Consider the following 18,925-nt stretch of genomic DNA (forward strand, 5'->3'; position numbering starts at 1 on the left):
AGCGGGCTGCTAACCCTGACCCGGCGCGATCGCCCGAGGAAGCGTCTTTATCACTGTATCGCTTCAGCTCAGAACCGGAGCTAAGCCGCTTCTAGAGCTGGCGCTCAACCTGCACCATGCGGCGGTAGGCCAGCCAGCCAGCGACCACCATGGCGATCGCAAACAGTCCCAAAAACTGCACATGCTCACCCACATCTGCTAGGGTGCTGCCCTCGACCACTACCCCCGACAGGGCTTCGATCATGTGGTAGATGGGGTTGTATCGGGTGAGCTGGGCCAGGGAATCGGGGAAAAAGGCTGTGGGTAGAAAGGTGCCCCCCAAAATCATCAGTGGAATGCCAAAGGCCGCGATTAGGGCGTTGACATCTTCGGTGCGGCGGGCTAGTTGGGTGCCTAGCACGAAGCCCACTCCGACGTAGGCAGCGATGCTGAGCACCACAATCAGCAGGTTGGCGAGGGGGTTGCCGTCGAGGGTGGCCCCCTGGGAGAGGGCGATCGCATACACTAAGGCCGCCTGAGCCAGCCCAATCACCCCATAGGCCAGACAAATGCCCAAAAAATACGACACCCCGCTCAAGGGTGACAGAAACAAGCGCTTCAGCGTCTTTTGTTCGCGTTCGGAGACCACCGTGGCCACGCTGCCCCCCAGCCCGCTAAAGAACAGCGCCGCCCCCACCAGGGTCGAGGGAGCCGCCTGGGTATAGGCCTCGGCCAGGGTAATCTGCAACCGTTCTTGCAGGATCAAACTATTGAGAATGAGCAGAATAACCGGGAAAATCGCCCAAAAAACCAGACTGCGCCGCCGCCGCCACAGCTCGATTAAAATTCGCTGGGCAACCGCTAGGGTCTCTCGCGCGTATTTCATCAGGATGAGTAGACTGTAAAGGCAACTTAATACTACAGTCTTTAACAGGTTTCACGCGGGATACAGCCTCCTCTGGCCGGGAGCGCCCGATGCCTCTCCTGGCTGAGAGACTGTGTTACCGTTAATGCCCAAGTCGCTCTCCACACACCCTTGGGGGCATCCCTAAGGCGAGTTTGACCCAAGCAACGCCTACAACTTCAGATGAGTCAATCTATAGAGGGGCTGTTTGCCCAAACCCTGGCCCGTCGCAACGTCCTCAAGCTGTTTGGCGTTGGGGGGATAGCAGCGCTACTGAGCTATTCGCGCCTGAGCAAACCCCAGCCCACGGTGTTTCAGCGCGATCGCCTCGAACTGCCCGCCCAGGTTGGCAAGCCCACAACGGCGGTGGTGATTGGCGGCGGTTTGGCAGGGCTGGCGGCGGCCTACGAACTCAGCCAGCGCGGTGTGGCGGTGACCTTGCTGGAGCGATCGCCCCAGCTCGGCGGCAAAATCGCTAGCTGGCCGATCCAGGTGGGCGACGACTCCTTCATGATGGAGCACGGCTTCCACGGCTTTTTCCCGCAGTACTACAACCTGTTTAGCTTGGTGGACGAGCTGAGCATTCAGCAGAATTTCAAGTCCCTCGACTACTATTCGCTGGTCTACAAAGACCACTACGACCCCGAGGTGTTTCGCCCCAGCAATTCCGCGTTTCCGTGGAATATTGTCGATCTGGCCATTTCCTCTTCGAACCGGCTGGAGTGGGGCATCAACCTCACCCATCTCAAGCATCTCCAGGTGTTTCGAGAAATTACCGGCTTCCGCAATCCTCAAACCTACGAACGTCTCGACCAGCTATCAGTGACCGAGTGGGTGGGCAACGACTTTCCGCGCGGGCTCTACGACCTCTACTTTTTGCCCTTTGCCAAATCGAGCCTCAACTCCCCCGATGTGCTCAGCGCCGGGGAACTGATGCAGTTTTTTCACTTCTATTTCTTTGGCAACCCGGAGGGGCTGGCCTTTAACGGCACCCGTCAAGATATGGGGCGATCGCTGGTGGACCCCATGGTTGCGGCCATTCAGGCCAACGGTGGCCAGGTGCTGACCGGCGTGACCGTCAGCCAGGTGGCCTGGGCTGAGGGCAAAGTGGCGGGGGTGACCTACCAAAAGGGCAGCGTTGCCGTTAACCCTGTGCCTTTTTGGGTCGATCGCAATCCCCTGCTAAGTTCAGACCAGATGGAATATTTCGGTGCGGGCGACAGCGTCTATTCTGTCGCGCCGGGGGCTAAGACAGCCCTATCGTTGACCTGCACCCATCAAGGCTGTAGCGTGCAGCGCCAGGTGACCACAACGGCGGAAGGCTACCTCTGCCCCTGCCACGGGGCCGCCTACGCCAGCGATGGCGCGGTGCTGGCTGGCCCCGCACAGGAGAATCTGACGGAATTTAAAGTGTTGCAGCGAGAGGGCGATCGCGTCCAGCTCATGGCCGCCAACGTCGATGGCGTGCCCAACGTCGCCCACGACCTCACCGCCGACTACTACGTCATGGCTGCCGACATCCCCGGCATCAAAGCGCTCTTTTCGCTATCCGACGGCGAGGTAGAACCCACCCTGGTTGCCCAAATCGACCAGCTCCAGGTGGCTGACCCCTTTGCCGTGGGCCGCTTTTGGCTCGATCGCGACTTCGACTGGCAGCACAGCTGGTTTACCTCCCTATCGGGCTATAAGCTCACCGATAGCATTACCCTCTATCACCGCATTCAAGACGACTACATTGCCTGGGGCGATCGCACCGGGGGCAGCGTCGTCGAGCTGCACGCCTACTGCTACAAAGAGAAAGACTTTCCCACCCAGGCCGATATTCTCGACACCTTTGAGGCCGAACTCTACGAAATTGTGCCGGAGCTAAAGGGCGCGACCGTGCTGCACCGCCAGCTGGTGAACCAAAAGAATTTTGCCGGTTTCCCCCCCGGCAGCTTTGCTAACCGCCCCCAAACCGTCACCGCCGCCGATAACCTGCTGTTTGCGGGCGACTGGGTGCGCATGCCCTTCCCCTGCGGCCTGATGGAGCGAGCGGTGAGCAGCGGTTTGCTGGCGGCCAACGCCATTTTGCAGCGGGAAGGGGTGCAGCGCCGTCCCATTCTCTCGGTCAACCCCGAAGGGGTGCTGAAAATTTAGGGAATCGTTCCCGGCATCGGTAGATTGTCTTCAGCGATAGGCATGTGTGAGATGGACAGATTAGAGAAAGACGCAGCGGTCACAACCCTCGAACAGCCTGATCTGGGAAGGAGTCAAGCTTCCTCCATACCCCACGAGGCTGCGGCTTCTAAACTACCGTTGCGACAACTGGGAATTAATCTCAACCATTGGTACGTGGTGGCCCAGAGCAAAGCATTGAGCATCCAGCCGCTAGCGGTGACCCTGTGGCACCAGCCGATTGTGCTGTACCGCGATCGCACCGGCACCCCCATCGCCGTTGAAGACCGCTGCCCCCACCGCCAAGTCAAGCTCAGCGAGGGCACGGTCGAGGGTGACAACATCGCCTGTGCCTACCACGGCTGGCAGTTCGCCCCCGACGGTAGCTGCGCCCACGTGCCCTACCTGGAGCCCCAACAAAAGCTGCCTACCTGCCAGCTACGCCAGTACCCCGTGCAAGAGCGGGACGGCTTTATCTGGCTCTTCCCTGGTGAGGCGGCTCTGGCGGATACAGTCGCCCCCATGGGCGTATCCGAGTGGGAGCACCTCAACTTCATCGGCTCACTGACCACCATCGACGTGCAGGCCCATTACTCCTTTTTAATTGAGAATTTAATGGACATGTACCACGGCCATCTGCACGGCGGCGCACAGGTGTGGGCTAACCCGGTGCTGGCCGGGCTAGAGGCCGACGACACCCACGTTCATGCCCACTACGATGCCGAGAGCTACTACCGCATCGACAAAATTTGGTCGGCCAGCCAGCTCATCTTCCCTTCCTTGCGGCAGCTGCACCCCGAGCCGCTGGATGTCTACTACCACTATCCCCACTGGCGATCGACGTTGGGGGATGACTTCGTGATTTACTGCCTGTTTTGCCCAGTGAGCGAGACTCACACCCGCGCCTATCTGCTGCACTTTACGTCTCTAGAGCGGTTTCCGAAGCTGCACAAAACCCCGCTGACGGTGCGGCGGTTTGTCAAACGGGCCTTTAACAACTCGGCGAGCTTTGTGCTGCGACGGCTGGTACGCGAAGACGTGCTGATGCTGGAGCAAGAGCAGCAGGCCTTTGATCAGCACCCCACCTACCGAGGGCCGGAGCTGAACCGGGCGCTGACGGCGGTGCAGCAGTTGATTCGGCAGCAGGCGGAGGGGAGTGGGGAGTAGGGGGTAGGGAGTGAGGAGTGAGGGGAGATACCCGACACCTTGCACCCGACAACCTGATACCTTAAACCTGATAGCTGACTCCCTACCCCCTACCCCCTTACCCCGATGACTGGCCCTGATATTCTGGCGCTCGATTTTGATGGCGTGGTCTGCGACGGGCTGCGGGAGTATTTTCAAACCGCGTGGAAAGCCTATTCGGAAGTGTTTGAACCGGGGGCGGGGGCTCCGCCGGAGGGGTTGGCGGAGCGCTTTTATCCGCTGCGACCTGTGGTCGAAACGGGGTGGGAAATGCCGCTGGTGCTCTACGCGCTGAGATCGGGGGTGGCCGATCGCGATATTCTGGATCGCTGGCCCGAGCTGGTGCCACAACTGCTGGCCCAGGCGGGGGTTGAGCCCGCCACCATCGGCAAGGCGGTAGATGGGGTGCGCGATCGCTGGATTCAAGCCGACCTTGACGACTGGTTGAGCTACCAGCAGTTTTACCCCGGCGTGATCGATCGCCTCCAGCAGGCGATCGCGGCGGGGGTGGAGCTGGTGATTGTGTCCACCAAGGAAGGCCGCTTTATTCAGCAATTGCTGGCCAAGGGCGGCGTCACGCTACCTAGCGAGCGGATTTTAGGCAAAGAGGTCAAGCGACCCAAGTACGAAACCCTGCGGCAGATCAAAGCCGCCCATGCTGACGCGACCCTCTGGTTTGTAGAAGACCGGGTAAAGGCGCTGCAAGCGGTGCAAGAGCAGCCCGATTTGGACGATGTGGCGCTATTTTTAGCCGACTGGGGCTACAACACGGCGGGCGATCGCGCGATTCCCCTGGCTGGAGACTCCGCGATCGCCACGCCCGGCAGCCCTATTCACCTGATTAACCTGGCTCAGTTTTGCGCCCTCTTCGAGCAGTGGGTATTGGTAGACCCCAGCAATGTAGCCTAGGATTCACCGTAATTTTACGGAATCTTGACCACTGGAGCGATCGCTTGAATTGTTCGTATCGATACCAAGCGATATTTTTCCGGATTTTAGTCCCCGCGCCAGAATGTGGGATAGACCCCAGCGCTCAGCGATCGCGCTGGAGTAAATTCACAGCCTCAGCCCCACCCTTTGCTGTTGTTTCTGCCTGTGCTCCTATGACTGACCTCTTTGTTCCCCCCTCAAAAACTCCCCCTACAACAGAGTCCGTCATCCGAGAGGAGCCTAACTCCCTCGACGAAGTGCCCGACGATACGGCAGACCCGATCGCAGAGGTCACTACAATTCCTGTCGCGGATCTCTTCATTCCCCCATCTAAAACCGCCCCTACAACAGAGCCCTTCATTCAGGAGGAGCCCATCTCCCCTGACGAGGTGCCCCAAGATACGATAGCCCCGATCGTAGAGGTCGTTACAACCCTTATAGAAGTTCCTCCGGCGGGCATAGATCCATCCGCCGAAGTGACCTTGGCACCAGACGCACTGCCTGGGGCACTGGTCTCTGCTGACGCCACCCTGGCGACAGTAGAAACCCTCTTTTTCTATGGTCGAACCGGTAGTGGTGACCCCACCCTCTACGAGGTTGACCTATCCAGCGGTACCCCGTCTCCAGTAGCTACCCCGCCAGACCTTTTCCCCACCATCCTAAACGGGCTTTTTGCCGCCGAACCCCTAGCTCCCCCGGTTGGAACTGAGCAACCCGCTACCGAACGGGTATTCACCCTGGTGCAGGGCAGTAACGGCAAAAACTTTCTTATTGGCACCGCTGCTGATGAAGCCGTCTTTGGGCTTGGCGGCGATGACCTGATTTTGACTGGAGCGGGTCTCAACCTAGCCTTTGGCGGCCTCGGCAACGATACGCTGGTGGGCGGGGTAGGCGACGACGGCCTGTTCGGCAGTGCGGGCAACGACACCCTGGAGGGCGGTGGCGGCGATGATCTGCTGATGGGCGGCCCCGGCAACGATGTGCTGGATGGCGGCGGCGATACCAACGTGCTGGTGGGCGGTACCGGGGCCGATATCTTTCGGCTCAACACGCCAGGGGCCTACAACCCCGCTCCTGGCACTACGACCCCACCAGACACCGTCATCGACTTCAACGCTGCCGAGGGCGACCTGCTCGACTTTAGCCTGATTGCGGCTCAATCTCTGTTTGCCGGTCAAGATCTGCTAGATTTTTTGAACTTTGTGCAGGTGGGGGCCGACACCCATGTGCTGGTGAACACGCCTCTGGGTCAGGCCACCACCGAGGCGATTTTGCTGGGGGTCGAGGCCGACACTATCACCCCGGCTAACCTTACCTTTACGCCCCCCGCCGGGTTGCCCATACTGAAATAGGTCTAGCTGCGCCACTTTCCGGTAGCATCGGGGCTAGAACGATCGCGGTAACGTTATGAGCGAGGCCCTGCTGAATCAGCTAGCCACCCAGATGGCAGGAGAGTTTGACAACCGTCAGCAATCCCTGGCCGACCCAACCTGGTTTTTGCATCTGCGGCTGTGGCAACGACCTCTGCCCAGTGCCCTATTGGGTGAAGGGTACAGTTTTTTTATTGAGCAAATTAGCGTGGCCTCGGGCAAACCGCCCTATCGCCAGCGCATTTTGCACCTCACCAGCCGCGACAGCCACCTCTGGGGCCAATATTACGCGCTGCCCGACCCGATCGCCTACAGCGGTGCAGCCACCCAGCCCGATCGCCTCACCTCCCTTACCCGCGAAGATCTGATCGCTTTGCCCACCTGCGGAGTGGCCATTGAGTACCGGCCCGCTAGCCAAACCTTTAGCGCCCGCCTGCCAGGGGATAGCCTGTGCAGCTTTACCGCCAACGGGATCACCGCCTACGTGCGGCTCAAGTTTGACCTCGGCCCTGAATCACCCGTCCCCAATAGCCCCCTGGTGCTGTACCTAGAGGATCGTGGCGTTGACCCTGATACCGGCAAACCCACTTGGGGACCGCTGATGGGGCCGTTTCAGCTAGTGAAGCAAAGCGCCTTTGCACTGCCAGGATAAAGCGCTAGGAAACCAGGGCGTTCTCGCTGCTTGCGGGGCAGCCATCAATGTTACCCTGGAGCGATGTTTGAGGCCATTGAGGCCTGCACTGGAGACGCTCGCAAAGCGTTCCCAGTGGGATATCGCCCCTGTTCTTTTACCGTCCAACGTTTCCCTTCTTACTGACCACCTATGGAGATCGACATCCTGATTCTGACGGTGTACTTCATCTGCATGGGCTATGTGGTCTATAAGATGGCACTGTCGATCGAGGAAGAACTCGAAGACCAGGTGGTGCTGGTGCCCGATGTTGTTGGGTTAGAGAGCAGCGTGCGATCGCAGCTAATGCGCCAGGGTTTTGCCGAAACCGCCGCCACCGTGCTCCAGCCCGGAGAAGGAGCCTTAGGCAAGGGCGTTTCCCTCAGACTAGTGGTACCCGAACCCAGAAGCCTTGCCCCCCCCGACGAAGACCAGCCCGACGAGCCCGACGAAGGTCAAATCGCGGTGCAGGTGCTGCCCCAGGGGCCTCACCCACTCCAGCCCCTAAAAGGGCTCACGGTGCAGGTGGTCAACCAGAGCCGCGCCATTCAGGTCATCGTCGATTGGGATCGCAGCTCGATCAGCCGCATGACCAACGAAATTCGCCGGGTGATTCGCCACACCCCTGGCATGCGCCTCGACTTGACTGCGCCCCAGGTCGCCAGCGCAGTCAACCCCAACCAGTACCTCAGCACCGTCGTGGTCAGTGAAGACTGCTTTGACCGCAGCCCCGATAACCAGGTGCTCCAGCAAACCGCACCAGTGGTCGACATTCCTAAAATGGCCAATCTCAAAGAGCCCCTCCGTAACTATTCCCTCGACCTGGTGGTGCAGCTGACCCCCTTTAGCGGACGCGGAGGCCGACCGATCATGCTGCTATTGCCTTTTCGCTTTGCCATTCAGCCGCTCCCCGCCAAAGCCGCCATTCCCCTGGTGAACTGGATTTTGAAGCGCTAGATTACTGGGGAAGAAACCGGCTAGCACCGGACAGTTTTAGCGATCACCCTTGACTCTTCCGGAGGAAAGCATGGGCAACTCTGACCTCAAGCTATTTGTCGATGCCCAGTTCACCAGTCCCTACGCGCTATCTGCGTTCGTGGCCCTCCAAGAAAAGGGGCTACCCCATGATCTGGTTTGCATCGATCTGGCCACCCAGGAAAACCGTCAGACCCCTTACCAGCAGCGCGCCCTCACCGGTCGGGTGCCCACCCTAGAGCATGGCGACTTTGCCCTGTCAGAGTCGTCCGCCATCACAGAATATTTAGAAGAGATCTTCCCGCCGCCCACCTACGCGACTATCTACCCACAAAATCCTAGAGATAGGGCCAGAGCGCGACAGGTCCAGGCCTGGTTGCGCAGCGATCTAATACCCATTCGCGACGAGCGACCGACAACGGTTATCTTCCATCAGCCCTCTGATCTACCCCTATCTGATGGAGCGCGGGTTGCAGTTGAGACACTGTTTCAAGCAGCAGGAACTCTACTTCAAGACCATCGCCTTTCGCTCTTTGGCCAGTGGTGCATTGCCGACACCGATTTGGCACTCATGCTAAATCGGCTGGTTGCCAATGGCGATCGCGTGCCTGACCCGCTGGTAGAGTACGTGCAGCACCAGTGGCAGCGATCGTCGGTACAAGCTTGGTTAGAGCAATCCAAAGCAGTCTGACCAATGCAGGTTCTTGGGCAAGCTAGATTTTTCTCCTAAACTGCCGTTTAAAGATTAATTCTCCACCCATGAAACTCAGTGAGATTGTTCCCTGGGGCAGAACGCTAGATGAATACAGGGCAATGTTTAGCCTGTCAGAGGCAGATTTAACCCTAAACATTCTCGGCTGTGGCGATGGTCCAGCCAGCTTTAATGCTGAGATGACGGAGCTTGGACGATCCGTTATATCCATCGACCCGGTGTATCAGTTTTCGGCTGAGCAAATTGAGCAGCGGGTGCGAGATACCTATCAATCAATTATTTCTCAGGTCAAGCAAAATGCTGACCGCTACGTATGGAAAAACTTTGGCAATGCTGACGAGCTGGGCAAGGCTCGTCTTGACGCCATGGAGAAGTTTTTATCAGATTATGAATCAGGGAAAGCTGAAGGTCGATATTTGCACCAGGCTTTGCCCAGCTTAAATTTTAACGACGACCAGTTTGAGCTGTGCCTATGCTCTCATTTACTGTTTTTGTATGCCGAGCACCTGACCCTTGACTTCCATATCGCATCAATTCACGAGCTGCTGCGAGTCACCTCTGAAGTGCGGATTTTTCCTTTGATTCAACTCAATGGCGAACCTTATCCATACTTGGAGGTTGTTTTACAAGAACTTTCCAGCAAAGGTTACAACGTTCAGATAGAGCCTGTTGCCTACGAGTTTCAAAAAGGCGGCGACGAAATGCTGAGAATCGGTCGCTAAAGCCTCAACTAAAACTATTGGCCGAGCTGGAACACGACACCCAAATACTCTCGGTAAGCGCAAATCTTGTTGTCTCTGACATCAAAGGCGATCGCAGCCTGATTTTCGTAGGGATGCCCTGCCATCAAGCCCGATGAACGGACTTCAAAAACAACCGTTGTCGAATTAGAGACTACTTGAAGAATGGTTAGAGTGAGCCCTTCTGGAAATAGGCTAGATGCCAGTTCAAAGAACGCTTTCGCCTTTTCTTTGCCGTGGTTTAGGCCTTTAAAGGAACCCGCCGGAAACCAAAAGGTAAAATCATCGCTGAGCTGGTCTAAAAATGGCGACCATTCGCCACTGGCTAGCCCTTGGGTAAAGGCCTGAAACGCCACCTCAGCAACGCGCAATGTTTGAACGCTGGCTTCGGGCATGGAGAGGGTATGCAACAATCTTCAAATTATAGGGGTAGCCACTGTGCTTCAAAGGCCGCCCACAAAACGCCCCGGACTGAGACAGTTATGGGGGTCAAACTGAGCTTTGATCGCTTTCATCACGCCCAGGGCATTGCCGCTGTAGCCCCACACATCCACTGATTTTTTGAGGGAGAGAGGTGCTTCGAGCAGGGTGAAATAGCCCTGGTTGGTAGTGCAGCCCCCACGCAATTCTTTCACCATGTCCGCCGTGGCTGCTGCCAGGCGCACTGTGCCAATACCGCTACCACCATGAATGCGCGCCAGGCTACCCGAGGGCAGTTGGTCCAGCCAGGTCACGGCCTTGGCTGGAGGTAGACCCACCTTAGCCACGATCGCCTCATTCTGTTCCTCAAACCTAGGGAAGAGAGCTGCACCGACCCCTGCCCAAACTTGCTCATCCTCCGTACCCTGCAACACCTGGGCAGATAGCGCTGGCCCCACCATGGCCAAAAGCGACTCAACCTGCTCATCTACTCCCGGTGCAATGGATTGAAATCGAGCTATCAGGGCGAATCCCTCGTAGCCCAGACGGTTAGCTAGGGCAGGGGATAGGATATCGAGGGCAGCTGGGGTCAGCGGCGACAGTCGCAGGGCACTCAAGAGGGCTTCCATTTCCCCTACTGCCCCGATAACCACCAGGGTTTTAGAAGTATCTTGCCCTGGATAGAGCCGAAACGTGAGCTGAGAAATAATCCCTAGGCTGCCGTAGGAGCCGGTTAGCAGCTTCATCAGATCGTAACCCGCGACATTTTTGACCACGCGCCCGCCAGCCTTGGCGATCGCCCCATCAAAGCGCACAAAGGAAATGCCGATCAGCAGATCCCGCAGGCCACCATAGCGCTGGCGCAGGCTGCCGGTGTCGGCGGTAGCCACAATTCCTCCTAACGTCGCCCGCTCTGGATAGGCCGGGTCCACGGAGAGGAACTGGTTGTGCTGAGCCAGTCGAGGCGCTAGGTCCGCTAGTTTTGCACCCGCCTGGGCGGTGAGGGTCATATCCCCCACCGCATGATCGATCACCTGGTTAAGGCGGGCCGTACTTACGACGAGATCCACCCCTGAGCCGACACCACCCCAGGACAGTTTGCTGCCGCTGCCGCAGGGGATGACCCGCCAGGAATGTTTCCAGGCACAGGCCATGATCGCCGAGAGTTCCGCTTCGGTGGCTGGACAGACGACGGCGGCGGGCGTTAGGTAATCTGGCAGATGGAGCGATGCGGGGGGGAGAATGCAATCGCGCTCAACCACCTCCCCCAAAGTTTCAGCAACGTTGGCCATACCCTAGTCAATGCTGATGGGAGTGGGGCCGCTGGCAGAACTGGCAGCGGGAGGCACGTTGGTGCGGGCGGTGCGAAACTCGGCATAGAGGCGATCGCGCCAGTCAAAGAAAGCTTTGTATTCCGGCACATCGGCAATGCCGGGGACGCCCTTGCCACCGATGCCCTCGGGCAACTCCACATACTGGGCCGTGGGAAATTTGAGATACATGGTGGCGGCGGCCACGGCGAAGTCAGCCAGGGTAGGCTGGTCGCCCAGCAGGTAGGGACTGGTTTGCAGCATCAGCACCAGGGCTTCAAGATCCTGACGCAGGCCAGCGGTAGCAACTTTAATATCCTCAGGGCCAAAGCCAACGCCCGTACCGACCAGATTTAGCAGGTCGCCAGGGAGAGCACCCACCAGGCTGCGCAGCGGAGCGGGAGTAAAGCTAGGCAACAGCGCTGTACGAAAATTGGGGTGCTGCTTAAAGGCACCGACCATCACGACGCGGGCTTTGGGGGCGATCGCCTCGTCGGCCCAACTTTCTAGCGCTAGGCACAGGCCCTTTTGCTTGGACTCGGTGGGCAGGAGCGCGCGCTCGGGAAAGGCTTTTTCAAGGTGCAGGGCGATCGCAGTGGAGTCGGGAATCACCTGCTCACCATCCTTGAGCACGGGCACCTGACGCTGACCCGACAGTTGAAATACTTCGACTTGGCCCACGCCGGGGGTAACTTCGACCTTGCGGTAGGGCACCTGCTTGTAGTCGAGAATCAGGCGAATTTTTTCGGCAAACGAGGAAGATTCAAACTGGTACAGCTCTAGCATGGAAATCCTTATTGGCCAGGTTCTTCAGAGGGCGGACTGGGCACTGGTAAACCCGGTAACACTGTATCGTTATTTGCAGGCGCTGCACAGGCGGAATTAGTCGGCGGCTGGGTGGTGACGGTGACGGTTTCAAAGCCTGCGGTGGCTAGGAGCTGTCCGACCGTGATTTCGGCGCGACGGTTGGCTTCGGCCAGCAGATTTTCTTGGCAGGCGGCCTCTTCAATCTTGACCAGCGCCTCCTGCTGGGCTTTTTCTTGCAGCTCGGGGGCGGTATCGGGGCCAAGGCCCAAAAAGCCGCGGCTGTAGTCAAACACGTTTGATTTGCTGAGATCGATTTTGCTGTCGAGAATCTTGGGCGGCGGCAGGGTGATCTGAATTGAGTTATCCCCGCTCACCTGGACGTTGGCGGCGGTGAGTTCAGCCAGGTCGACCCCGGCCCGCACCTCGCCATAGGCAATGTAGAGCAGATTGGTAGAGCCGATCACGTAACCCGCCAAGGTGCGATCGCTCTTGGTGGGCACCACTGCTTCCATGGCAAAAATTGCCGTGGTCAGTTCGCTGGCCCCCCGCAGCTGTTGAACGACGACGGAGCGCACATCTACCTGCGGCTCTGCCGTGGCCGGGGTGAGCATAATGCGCACCCCTTCAAGAAAGCGATCGCCCGATCGCCAAAAGCCCACCCCGGCCGCAATACCCACCAGCACGGCCCCACCAAGTAGGGCATTGGAGAGCGATCGCACCCACCGAAAGGGAGTACGACGCGGCGGCACTGGCGCAGGCCAACGTTCTTGCTGAACAGGGGCGCTAGGATCCACATAGCGCGGCGGCAGCGGGTCGGGCAGCTTGCGATCGGGAGGAGCAGGGCGCATGGCGATGGGTGGTAGGCGGGTAAACTCAACCAGTTTGATTGTACTGCACACCTGATTGGCTGCCCTTGGTTCATTGTGGCAGCGCAAAAGTGAACAGGTTACAGCAGGGGTAATAGTTGAAGACCGGCCTGTTAGGGCAATCGCACCGCGAAGGCCCTAACGAAATCGTCAAGAGGCCGCTAGCCGAAGATTGGCAATTACCGGCAGCTCTAGCAGAAAGTCTGCGTTGAGGAGTCGCTCTGAGAAAAAGAGAATCTCCAAATTCTCCACCTCCCCCGATACCGGATTGAGGCGGGCGATCATCTCGTCGCCAATTTCTTCCGACTCCTGCTCAGCATAGGGCGCGCACTTATTAATGTAGAGAATATCGCCCACCTGGTCGTATTGAAAAACTAGCTTTTCTGCCATAGGGTTTTTCCTCCCACCAATTTACAAGCGGTATATGCCGTGATCACCCAATGCCTAGATGGCTCGACATCGCTAACAGTCACAACCACCATGTAGCGCCCGGTACGAATCGAGTCAAACCACTTGGAGAATAGTAAGGCGTTGGGTCGCGATCGCTGCTTCGTACCAGGTCAGGGGTCTCTAGAGTATCGGCTAGCTGCTCCAGGTAGTCAGGCAACGTACCTGGATGACTCGCTGTGATGTGGGCTTCCCGCTCACCTGACAGTTCTACGGTAACTCCGAAGTATTGACAGTCAAATAAGCGAGTCATGAATCTATCGTAGCCTCTGCCCTTATCGAGGGTAGTGGGTGCTGGCGGTGAGCACCTCGTACAGCCCCCAGATGGCCATGGGGCGCATGTAGTGGCAGGCGCGGTAGGTGCCCAGGGCAGTGATCGCCTCAGGGGTGCGAAATTGCAGGCCGTAGGCGTAGATTTGGTGGATGACGGATTCAGCGATCGCCATCGCCTCCTCCGTCTTGCCCATCTGGGCAAAGAACGCCGCTAGGCCAAAGTTGATGCCAGTCCACACCTCCTGTTGGTGGGTGCTGTCAGGGTCTTCCGGAGAGCCATCCGGTAACACCCCATTGGCAGCCCCGATCGCCAGTTTCAGCGTCGCCGCGCTAAAGTTTCCCAGCTGCGCCCCCTCAAACTTCTGTTGGGGTGGCCGTTCGTGACTCTGCACCACCTGGTTAAATTTCACAAAGCAGGCGTCGTAGATGGCGTCGAGGGCCGACAGGGTAAATTCGTCCTCGACCAGATCCGGCAGGCCCAGGTGGCGCACCATGAACTGGCCGCAGAGCTGGTCAGCCATCACCACATCCGAGCCACTGCCCGTATCCAGTCGGTAGTAGCGACCATTCCACAGTTTGGGGTGGTAGGCCTTGAGGCCGTTGTCGAGCCAGCGGCGGTACTGGCTGAGCAGAATGGGGGTATTGCCAGGGGCGAGGTTATTGGTGGTTAGGATTTCGCCGATCGCGATCGCCGCCTCCATCGCCCCCAGCCACAGCCCACCGCAGTAGGCGCTAATGCCCTTGAGCTGCCAGTCGTCGAAGGTCTGGTCGGGAGCCCCCTCGTTTTCGGGAATGCCGTCGCCGTCGCGATCGAACTGCTTGAGGTATTGCAGGGTCTCGACCACCGCTGGCCAGCAGTCTTTGAGAAAGTCTACATCCGTCGCCCCGGTGAACTGGTAGGCGCGGTAGACCTGGAGCACAAAGTCGCTGCCCAGGTCTTTCCAGAGGTTGCAGTCTTGGTAGCTGGTGTAGTTGGTCTGCGCCCAGGGGTACTCGTTCGGGGCACCGAGGTCGTGGGGTGTCGCGCCCTTGAGCTTGCGAATGGCGGGGGGATTTTCTAGCCCCATGGTGACGTAGTAACCGATGATCCGCCGCCGTTCGTCTTGGGTGGGAATGGCGCGGGCGAAGGCGCGCAGCACGGCTTTCTCTAGCTCGGGCCACAGCAGCAGGGTGGCGAAACCACCGTAGAGGCGCACATCCAGGCTTTCGTACCAGCGGTAGTCGATGCACTCCAGCACCGCAAACTGGCCCACGGGGTCGGCCTCGGTGGCGGCGCTCCACAGGGTGCCGCCGCTGGCCAGGTCGTACAGCTCGTTGAACAGCGCCATTTTGAACCAGTCGGGCAGGTCAGCACGATCGAGAATCGGCTGCTGCCAGGCCGTGATTTGCTGCTGCCAGGTTTTGTACTCAGTCAGGGCATCGAAGGCGATCGCCCTAGCATTCCGCCCATCGGTGCCAAAGAAGTCGGTATAGCGGCGGTAGTTGTTTACCCCAGCAGCGAATTCGGTGACGGGCAGATCCCACGCCAGAGCGACAGGAATCTGGCGAGTTTCGCCGGGTTGCAGGGTGAAGCGCAGGGCGATCGCACAGCCAATCTGCTCTCCCTCCTCCGCCGGAGAGGTATCCAGCAAATTCATCAGCCGCCCCAGCTTGGCGAACGAATCCCATAGGTCGCGCCCGTCGCCTGCTGGGTTCCAGCGCAGGTCATAGGAGACTTCTATCGCTGGATCGTCCAGCGTGGCGATGCACCACTGACCGTCACCCTCTTTGGGGTCGCCCTGCCAAGCTCCATCCATCACTAGGGCCTTGAGGCCATCGGCGTTGATGAACTGGTTGAAGTTGCCGGTGCTTTGGGCGATCGCAGGCACGTAGTCGTAGTAGGGGCTGCCGTCGTCGCGCAGCAGCACCTCAGGGGATTTTTGCGTATTGGTGAACCAGCCTACTATGTTTTGCCAGCTCACCATGATGCTCAAGGTGATGGGGGCAGTGGTGGGATTGTGAGCCGTCCATTCAAAAGCGACCACGGGGTAGCTGGCTTCTTTATAGTTATCGGGCCAGATTGGCGAAATCTGTTCGCAGGTAATCTGGGCGCGAAACACATTCTCGTATCGGTACCAGCTGCGCGGATACAGCGCGTGGTAGCTGCCTGTGGTGCGGGTCTTGTTAGAGGCCGGATACCACGACCAGGACGATAGACTGCCATCCTCGGGCGGCTGGGTGCTGAGGGCGTAGGCCTGGGTTCTGCCGCCCCCCTGCTCCCAAATGCTGAACTGGCAGCCGGGGAAGCCTTGGAAGACGTGCTCGCCGCCATCCATATGCCAGAGGTTGAAGTCGCCATTGGGCGATCGCCCCACACAGCCTGCCCCCAGCCCGCCCAGGGGTGCTCCGTGGTCTGGGCCATCGTCAAGGTTGCTGGCGTAGCGCACAATGTAGTGGTGCTCCCAAGGCTGGCCGAGGGGTCGCTGCCATGCCTGGGATGGAATCTGGGGGAGGGATGGGGTTTCAGTCATCCCAAAATATTACCGGAGCGGGTTAGTTTATAGGACATTGCCAAGCTCTCGCTAGATTGGAATCCAGCGATGAATGAGGACTGCGATCGCGGCCTCACCCACGGCACCAGGCAACTGGAATTGGTAGCTTCCTTTATTTGTGCATCAATACTCTTGTCACAGACTCGCAGGCTCCGCTCGTCACCGATTTCTCACGCCTTGGGGGCGCTCAAGCCCACACTCGCTGTCGATCCCTTTAGAATTGGGGAGCTTGAGAGGCGATCGGCACGTCTCCCATGGCATCGAACTCGCCCTTCAAGAACAATTGGATAGGTCAACCTTGCCCCTTACCCACACCTCTCCCGCTACGCTCGATCTCGACTTTGTCCGGCATCAGTTCCCCGCTTTGGCGGGCGACTGGGTGTTTTTTGACAATGCTGGCGGCTCACAGATTCTCAAACCCGTAGTCGATCGCATCACCGAATTTCTCTACGAGTCGAATGTGCAGCTGGGGGCGAGCTACGCCGTATCGCAGCTCGCGACGGAGCGGGTGGCGGCGGGGGCCAAGGCCATGGCCACGCTGATCAACGCCGCCGACCCGGCGGAGGTGGTGCTCGGTCCTAGCACCTCGGCGCTGTTGCGGATGCTGGCCCAGTGCTTTCGCCCGACCCTTGAACCGGGCGATGAAATTATCGTCACCAACGCCGACCACGAGGCCAACATTAGCCCCTGGGTGGAGCTAGAGCGCGAGGGCATTGTGGTCAAAATCTGGCGGGTCAACCCCACCACCTTTGAACTCGATCTGGCGGATTTAGAAGCACTGCTGACGCCGCAGACGCGCTTGGTCGCCGTCACCCACACGTCGAATGTGTTGGGCAGTATTCATTCAGTGCGGGCGATCGCCGATCTCGTCCACGCCCACGGCGCACTGCTTTGCGTCGATGGGGTTGCCTTTGCCCCCCACCGCCGCATTGATGTGCAAGCACTCGATGTCGATTTCTACACCTTTAGCCTCTATAAGGTCTACGGCCCCCACCTGGCGCTGCTCTACGGCAAAAAAGAGTTGCTGCTGGCCCTACCCAGCTACAACCACTACTTCATTGACGACACGGCCATCCCCTACAAGTTTCAGCCGGGGGGCAGCAGCTACGAGCTGAGCTACAGCCTCACGGCGATCACCGAATATTTTGCAGCCTTAGCCCAGCACCACGGACAATCTGGCGATGGAGATCCCCTCAATCAGGCCTTTGGTCTCATTCAACAGCATGAAGGAGCGCTCAACGAACGGCTGCTCTCGTTCCTACACAGTCGGCCCGGCGTGCGCATTATCGGTCGAGACACTGCTGACCCGGCGGAGCGCGTGTCAACCATTTCTTTTGTGGTGGAGGGGGTGAGCAGCGACCACATTCCGCCCCAGCTCGACGCCCACAACATTGGCATTCGCTACGGCCATTTCTACGCGCTGCGGCTGATCGAAGACTTGGGGCTGTTGCCCCAGCAAGGGGTGGTGCGGGTCAGCATGGTGCACTACAACACGCTTGAAGAATGCGATCGCCTAATTGAGCACCTAGCCCACTGTCTATAAAATCCCCAGCCCCCGCACCTGCTTAAGAATTTGTACTTAGCTATGTAGCTAAGTTGCAACAAAGCTTATTGCAACTTAGCCTGTCTCGTTCCTGGGTTGGATCGGGTTCACCGAAGGTAGCGGTAGCCAACGTTCGAGTCTGCCAAACCGCTGAGGACTAGGGGAAGACAGGCCTCCACCTTTGTTTGCGGCCTGGCGACGCGGCGGCCATGTTTAATTTGGCGCTGGCAGAATTTTGACAGCCAAAAACCGCTTAATTCATGCCTAGCTCACCGTTTCGCGGGGGCGGGCAAAAAACCAATTTGAAAAGTGTCCCACTTCTGAAATCTGGGATAAGCTAATTGGCGACGTTCGCTGCTCCTCCGATCGCGATTTACACCATGAATTGGCGACTCTGCAATCTCCTCAAACTGACTTCGGCTGCTCAATTCAAACCCGGCGTGATTAAGACTTTGGTTCGTAGTTTGGCAAGCGGTTGGGGGCAGAGACCTCGCCGTCGAGCCTTGCTCGGGCTAGGGTTGGCCACGGCATTCCTGGTCTCAGTAGCGGTACCTCGCTCGGTCTCGGTGGCAAATGCCCAAGATCTGACCGCTGCGCTCTGGACTCGGGCCTCGTTTCCGGTCGAAAATTTCCAAACCTATACCTCCCCCTTCGGCTATCGCAGTGACCCCTACGGCGGTGACTCTCGTTTTCATTACGGCCTTGATCTGGCGGCCCCCAACGGCAGCTACATTCGCAACTGGTGGGCGGGCGAAGTGCTGTGGGTCGAGGGCGACGGTGCCTGCGGTACCTCCATGGCGATCAAATCTGGGGAATGGACCCACATCTACTGCCACATGCAGGGCCATGTGGAGGGCAGTGGCCAGAACAAAGTCATGGTCGATCGCGACGGCGGCATTCAGCTGCGGGCGGGCCAGGCGATTCCGGCGGGGGCTCGCATTGGCCGCGTAGGCATGACGGGTCGCACCACCGGGCCGCACCTGCACTGGGCCCTAAAGTACCAAGACAACTGGGTGGATCCGGCCCTGGTGCTGCGGGCTATGTATGTTGGCCAGCAGGCGGCGCTGTAGGGTTCGGTGCCTTGGCCCTGGCGGCGGTGGATAGCC

18 protein-coding genes are annotated in these 18,925 nt (G+C 58.7%); 10 read left to right on the top strand and 8 right to left on the bottom strand.

The window, feature by feature from the left end; all coding sequences use genetic code 11:
• Positions 1-91 precede the first annotated feature (91 nt).
• Positions 92-865 carry an ABC transporter permease gene (locus tag H6G07_RS07280; RefSeq protein WP_073607713.1) on the bottom strand — a complete coding sequence of 258 codons (774 nt, stop codon included), beginning with the start codon at positions 863-865 and terminating at the stop codon, positions 92-94.
• 201 nt (positions 866-1,066) lie between these two features.
• On the opposite strand from H6G07_RS07280, the gene H6G07_RS07285 reads away from it, so the two are divergent.
• The 8 genes from H6G07_RS07285 (at position 1,067) to H6G07_RS07320 (ending at position 9,604) form a co-directional block, all read left to right on the top strand.
• Positions 1,067-3,022 (top strand): FAD-dependent oxidoreductase, encoded by a 1,956-nt coding sequence (locus tag H6G07_RS07285; protein WP_073607714.1) that lies wholly within the window; start codon positions 1,067-1,069, stop codon positions 3,020-3,022.
• Positions 3,023-3,073: 51 nt separating this feature from the next.
• Positions 3,074-4,207 carry an aromatic ring-hydroxylating dioxygenase subunit alpha gene (locus H6G07_RS07290; protein WP_084172971.1) on the top strand — a complete coding sequence of 378 codons (1,134 nt, stop codon included), beginning with the start codon at positions 3,074-3,076 and terminating at the stop codon, positions 4,205-4,207.
• 105 nt (positions 4,208-4,312) lie between these two features.
• On the top strand, positions 4,313-5,134 hold the full coding sequence (locus H6G07_RS07295) for an HAD family hydrolase (RefSeq protein ID WP_073607715.1): 822 nt from the start codon (positions 4,313-4,315) through the stop codon (positions 5,132-5,134).
• Positions 5,135-5,328: 194 nt separating this feature from the next.
• The gene (locus tag H6G07_RS07300; RefSeq protein ID WP_073607716.1) at positions 5,329-6,507 is read left to right on the top strand and encodes a calcium-binding protein; all 1,179 of its coding nucleotides are present in this window, start codon (positions 5,329-5,331) and stop codon (positions 6,505-6,507) included.
• A 55-nt stretch (positions 6,508-6,562) separates the two neighbouring features.
• Positions 6,563-7,177: a chromophore lyase CpcT/CpeT gene (locus H6G07_RS07305; protein ID WP_073607717.1), complete on the top strand. Its 615-nt coding sequence runs from the start codon at positions 6,563-6,565 to the stop codon at positions 7,175-7,177.
• Positions 7,178-7,348: 171 nt separating this feature from the next.
• Entirely contained in the window at positions 7,349-8,152 is an 804-nt protein-coding gene (locus H6G07_RS07310; protein WP_073607718.1) for a hypothetical protein, read from the top strand.
• 70 nt (positions 8,153-8,222) lie between these two features.
• The gene (yfcF, locus tag H6G07_RS07315; protein WP_073607719.1) at positions 8,223-8,861 is read left to right on the top strand and encodes a glutathione transferase; all 639 of its coding nucleotides are present in this window, start codon (positions 8,223-8,225) and stop codon (positions 8,859-8,861) included.
• A gap of 68 nt (positions 8,862-8,929) precedes the next feature.
• Positions 8,930-9,604, top strand: a complete 675-nt coding sequence (locus H6G07_RS07320) for an SAM-dependent methyltransferase (protein WP_073607720.1) — start codon at positions 8,930-8,932, stop codon at positions 9,602-9,604.
• Between the two features lie 14 nt (positions 9,605-9,618).
• Here the strand turns inward: H6G07_RS07320 and H6G07_RS07325 are convergent, their stop codons facing one another.
• From H6G07_RS07325 to H6G07_RS07355, 7 genes are all read right to left on the bottom strand, one after another.
• A complete protein-coding gene (locus H6G07_RS07325; RefSeq protein WP_073607721.1) occupies positions 9,619-10,017 on the bottom strand; it encodes a nuclear transport factor 2 family protein in 399 nt (132 codons plus the stop codon).
• A gap of 48 nt (positions 10,018-10,065) precedes the next feature.
• Positions 10,066-11,334 carry an FAD-binding oxidoreductase gene (locus H6G07_RS07330; protein ID WP_073607722.1) on the bottom strand — a complete coding sequence of 423 codons (1,269 nt, stop codon included), beginning with the start codon at positions 11,332-11,334 and terminating at the stop codon, positions 10,066-10,068.
• A 3-nt stretch (positions 11,335-11,337) separates the two neighbouring features.
• Positions 11,338-12,138: a glutathione S-transferase family protein gene (locus tag H6G07_RS07335; protein WP_073607723.1), complete on the bottom strand. Its 801-nt coding sequence runs from the start codon at positions 12,136-12,138 to the stop codon at positions 11,338-11,340.
• An 8-nt stretch (positions 12,139-12,146) separates the two neighbouring features.
• Positions 12,147-13,007 (bottom strand): DUF4230 domain-containing protein, encoded by an 861-nt coding sequence (locus H6G07_RS07340; RefSeq protein WP_073607761.1) that lies wholly within the window; start codon positions 13,005-13,007, stop codon positions 12,147-12,149.
• 168 nt (positions 13,008-13,175) lie between these two features.
• Positions 13,176-13,415: a DUF2283 domain-containing protein gene (locus H6G07_RS07345; protein ID WP_073607724.1), complete on the bottom strand. Its 240-nt coding sequence runs from the start codon at positions 13,413-13,415 to the stop codon at positions 13,176-13,178.
• A 79-nt stretch (positions 13,416-13,494) separates the two neighbouring features.
• On the bottom strand, positions 13,495-13,725 hold the full coding sequence (locus tag H6G07_RS07350) for a hypothetical protein (protein WP_199311957.1): 231 nt from the start codon (positions 13,723-13,725) through the stop codon (positions 13,495-13,497).
• A gap of 22 nt (positions 13,726-13,747) precedes the next feature.
• Entirely contained in the window at positions 13,748-16,255 is a 2,508-nt protein-coding gene (locus tag H6G07_RS07355) for a GH116 family glycosyl hydrolase (protein WP_073607725.1), read from the bottom strand.
• A 319-nt stretch (positions 16,256-16,574) separates the two neighbouring features.
• On the opposite strand from H6G07_RS07355, the gene H6G07_RS07360 reads away from it, so the two are divergent.
• A complete protein-coding gene (locus H6G07_RS07360) occupies positions 16,575-17,819 on the top strand; it encodes a cysteine desulfurase-like protein (RefSeq protein WP_073607726.1) in 1,245 nt (414 codons plus the stop codon).
• 380 nt (positions 17,820-18,199) lie between these two features.
• A complete protein-coding gene (locus tag H6G07_RS07365; RefSeq protein ID WP_084172973.1) occupies positions 18,200-18,889 on the top strand; it encodes a M23 family metallopeptidase in 690 nt (229 codons plus the stop codon).
• The last annotated feature ends 36 nt before the right edge of the window (positions 18,890-18,925 follow it).

This window comes from Phormidium tenue FACHB-1052 (assembly GCF_014696675.1).
GTDB lineage: Bacteria > Cyanobacteriota > Cyanobacteriia > Phormidesmidales > Phormidesmidaceae > Nodosilinea > Nodosilinea tenuis_A.

Bases quoted from the DNA above. Each gene is read 5' to 3' on its own strand.
- H6G07_RS07280 (WP_073607713.1), bottom strand. From the start codon at position 865: ATGAAATACGCGCGAGAGACCCTAGCGGTTGCCCAGCGAATTTTAATC.
- H6G07_RS07285 (WP_073607714.1), top strand. From the start codon at position 1,067: ATGAGTCAATCTATAGAGGGGCTGTTTGCCCAAACCCTGGCCCGTCGC.
- H6G07_RS07290 (WP_084172971.1), top strand. From the start codon at position 3,074: ATGGACAGATTAGAGAAAGACGCAGCGGTCACAACCCTCGAACAGCCT.
- H6G07_RS07295 (WP_073607715.1), top strand. From the start codon at position 4,313: ATGACTGGCCCTGATATTCTGGCGCTCGATTTTGATGGCGTGGTCTGC.
- H6G07_RS07300 (WP_073607716.1), top strand. From the start codon at position 5,329: ATGACTGACCTCTTTGTTCCCCCCTCAAAAACTCCCCCTACAACAGAG.
- H6G07_RS07305 (WP_073607717.1), top strand. From the start codon at position 6,563: ATGAGCGAGGCCCTGCTGAATCAGCTAGCCACCCAGATGGCAGGAGAG.
- H6G07_RS07310 (WP_073607718.1), top strand. From the start codon at position 7,349: ATGGAGATCGACATCCTGATTCTGACGGTGTACTTCATCTGCATGGGC.
- yfcF (WP_073607719.1), top strand. From the start codon at position 8,223: ATGGGCAACTCTGACCTCAAGCTATTTGTCGATGCCCAGTTCACCAGT.
- H6G07_RS07320 (WP_073607720.1), top strand. From the start codon at position 8,930: ATGAAACTCAGTGAGATTGTTCCCTGGGGCAGAACGCTAGATGAATAC.
- H6G07_RS07325 (WP_073607721.1), bottom strand. From the start codon at position 10,017: ATGCCCGAAGCCAGCGTTCAAACATTGCGCGTTGCTGAGGTGGCGTTT.
- H6G07_RS07330 (WP_073607722.1), bottom strand. From the start codon at position 11,334: ATGGCCAACGTTGCTGAAACTTTGGGGGAGGTGGTTGAGCGCGATTGC.
- H6G07_RS07335 (WP_073607723.1), bottom strand. From the start codon at position 12,138: ATGCTAGAGCTGTACCAGTTTGAATCTTCCTCGTTTGCCGAAAAAATT.
- H6G07_RS07340 (WP_073607761.1), bottom strand. From the start codon at position 13,007: ATGCGCCCTGCTCCTCCCGATCGCAAGCTGCCCGACCCGCTGCCGCCG.
- H6G07_RS07345 (WP_073607724.1), bottom strand. From the start codon at position 13,415: ATGGCAGAAAAGCTAGTTTTTCAATACGACCAGGTGGGCGATATTCTC.
- H6G07_RS07350 (WP_199311957.1), bottom strand. From the start codon at position 13,725: ATGACTCGCTTATTTGACTGTCAATACTTCGGAGTTACCGTAGAACTG.
- H6G07_RS07355 (WP_073607725.1), bottom strand. From the start codon at position 16,255: ATGACTGAAACCCCATCCCTCCCCCAGATTCCATCCCAGGCATGGCAG.
- H6G07_RS07365 (WP_084172973.1), top strand. From the start codon at position 18,200: ATGAATTGGCGACTCTGCAATCTCCTCAAACTGACTTCGGCTGCTCAA.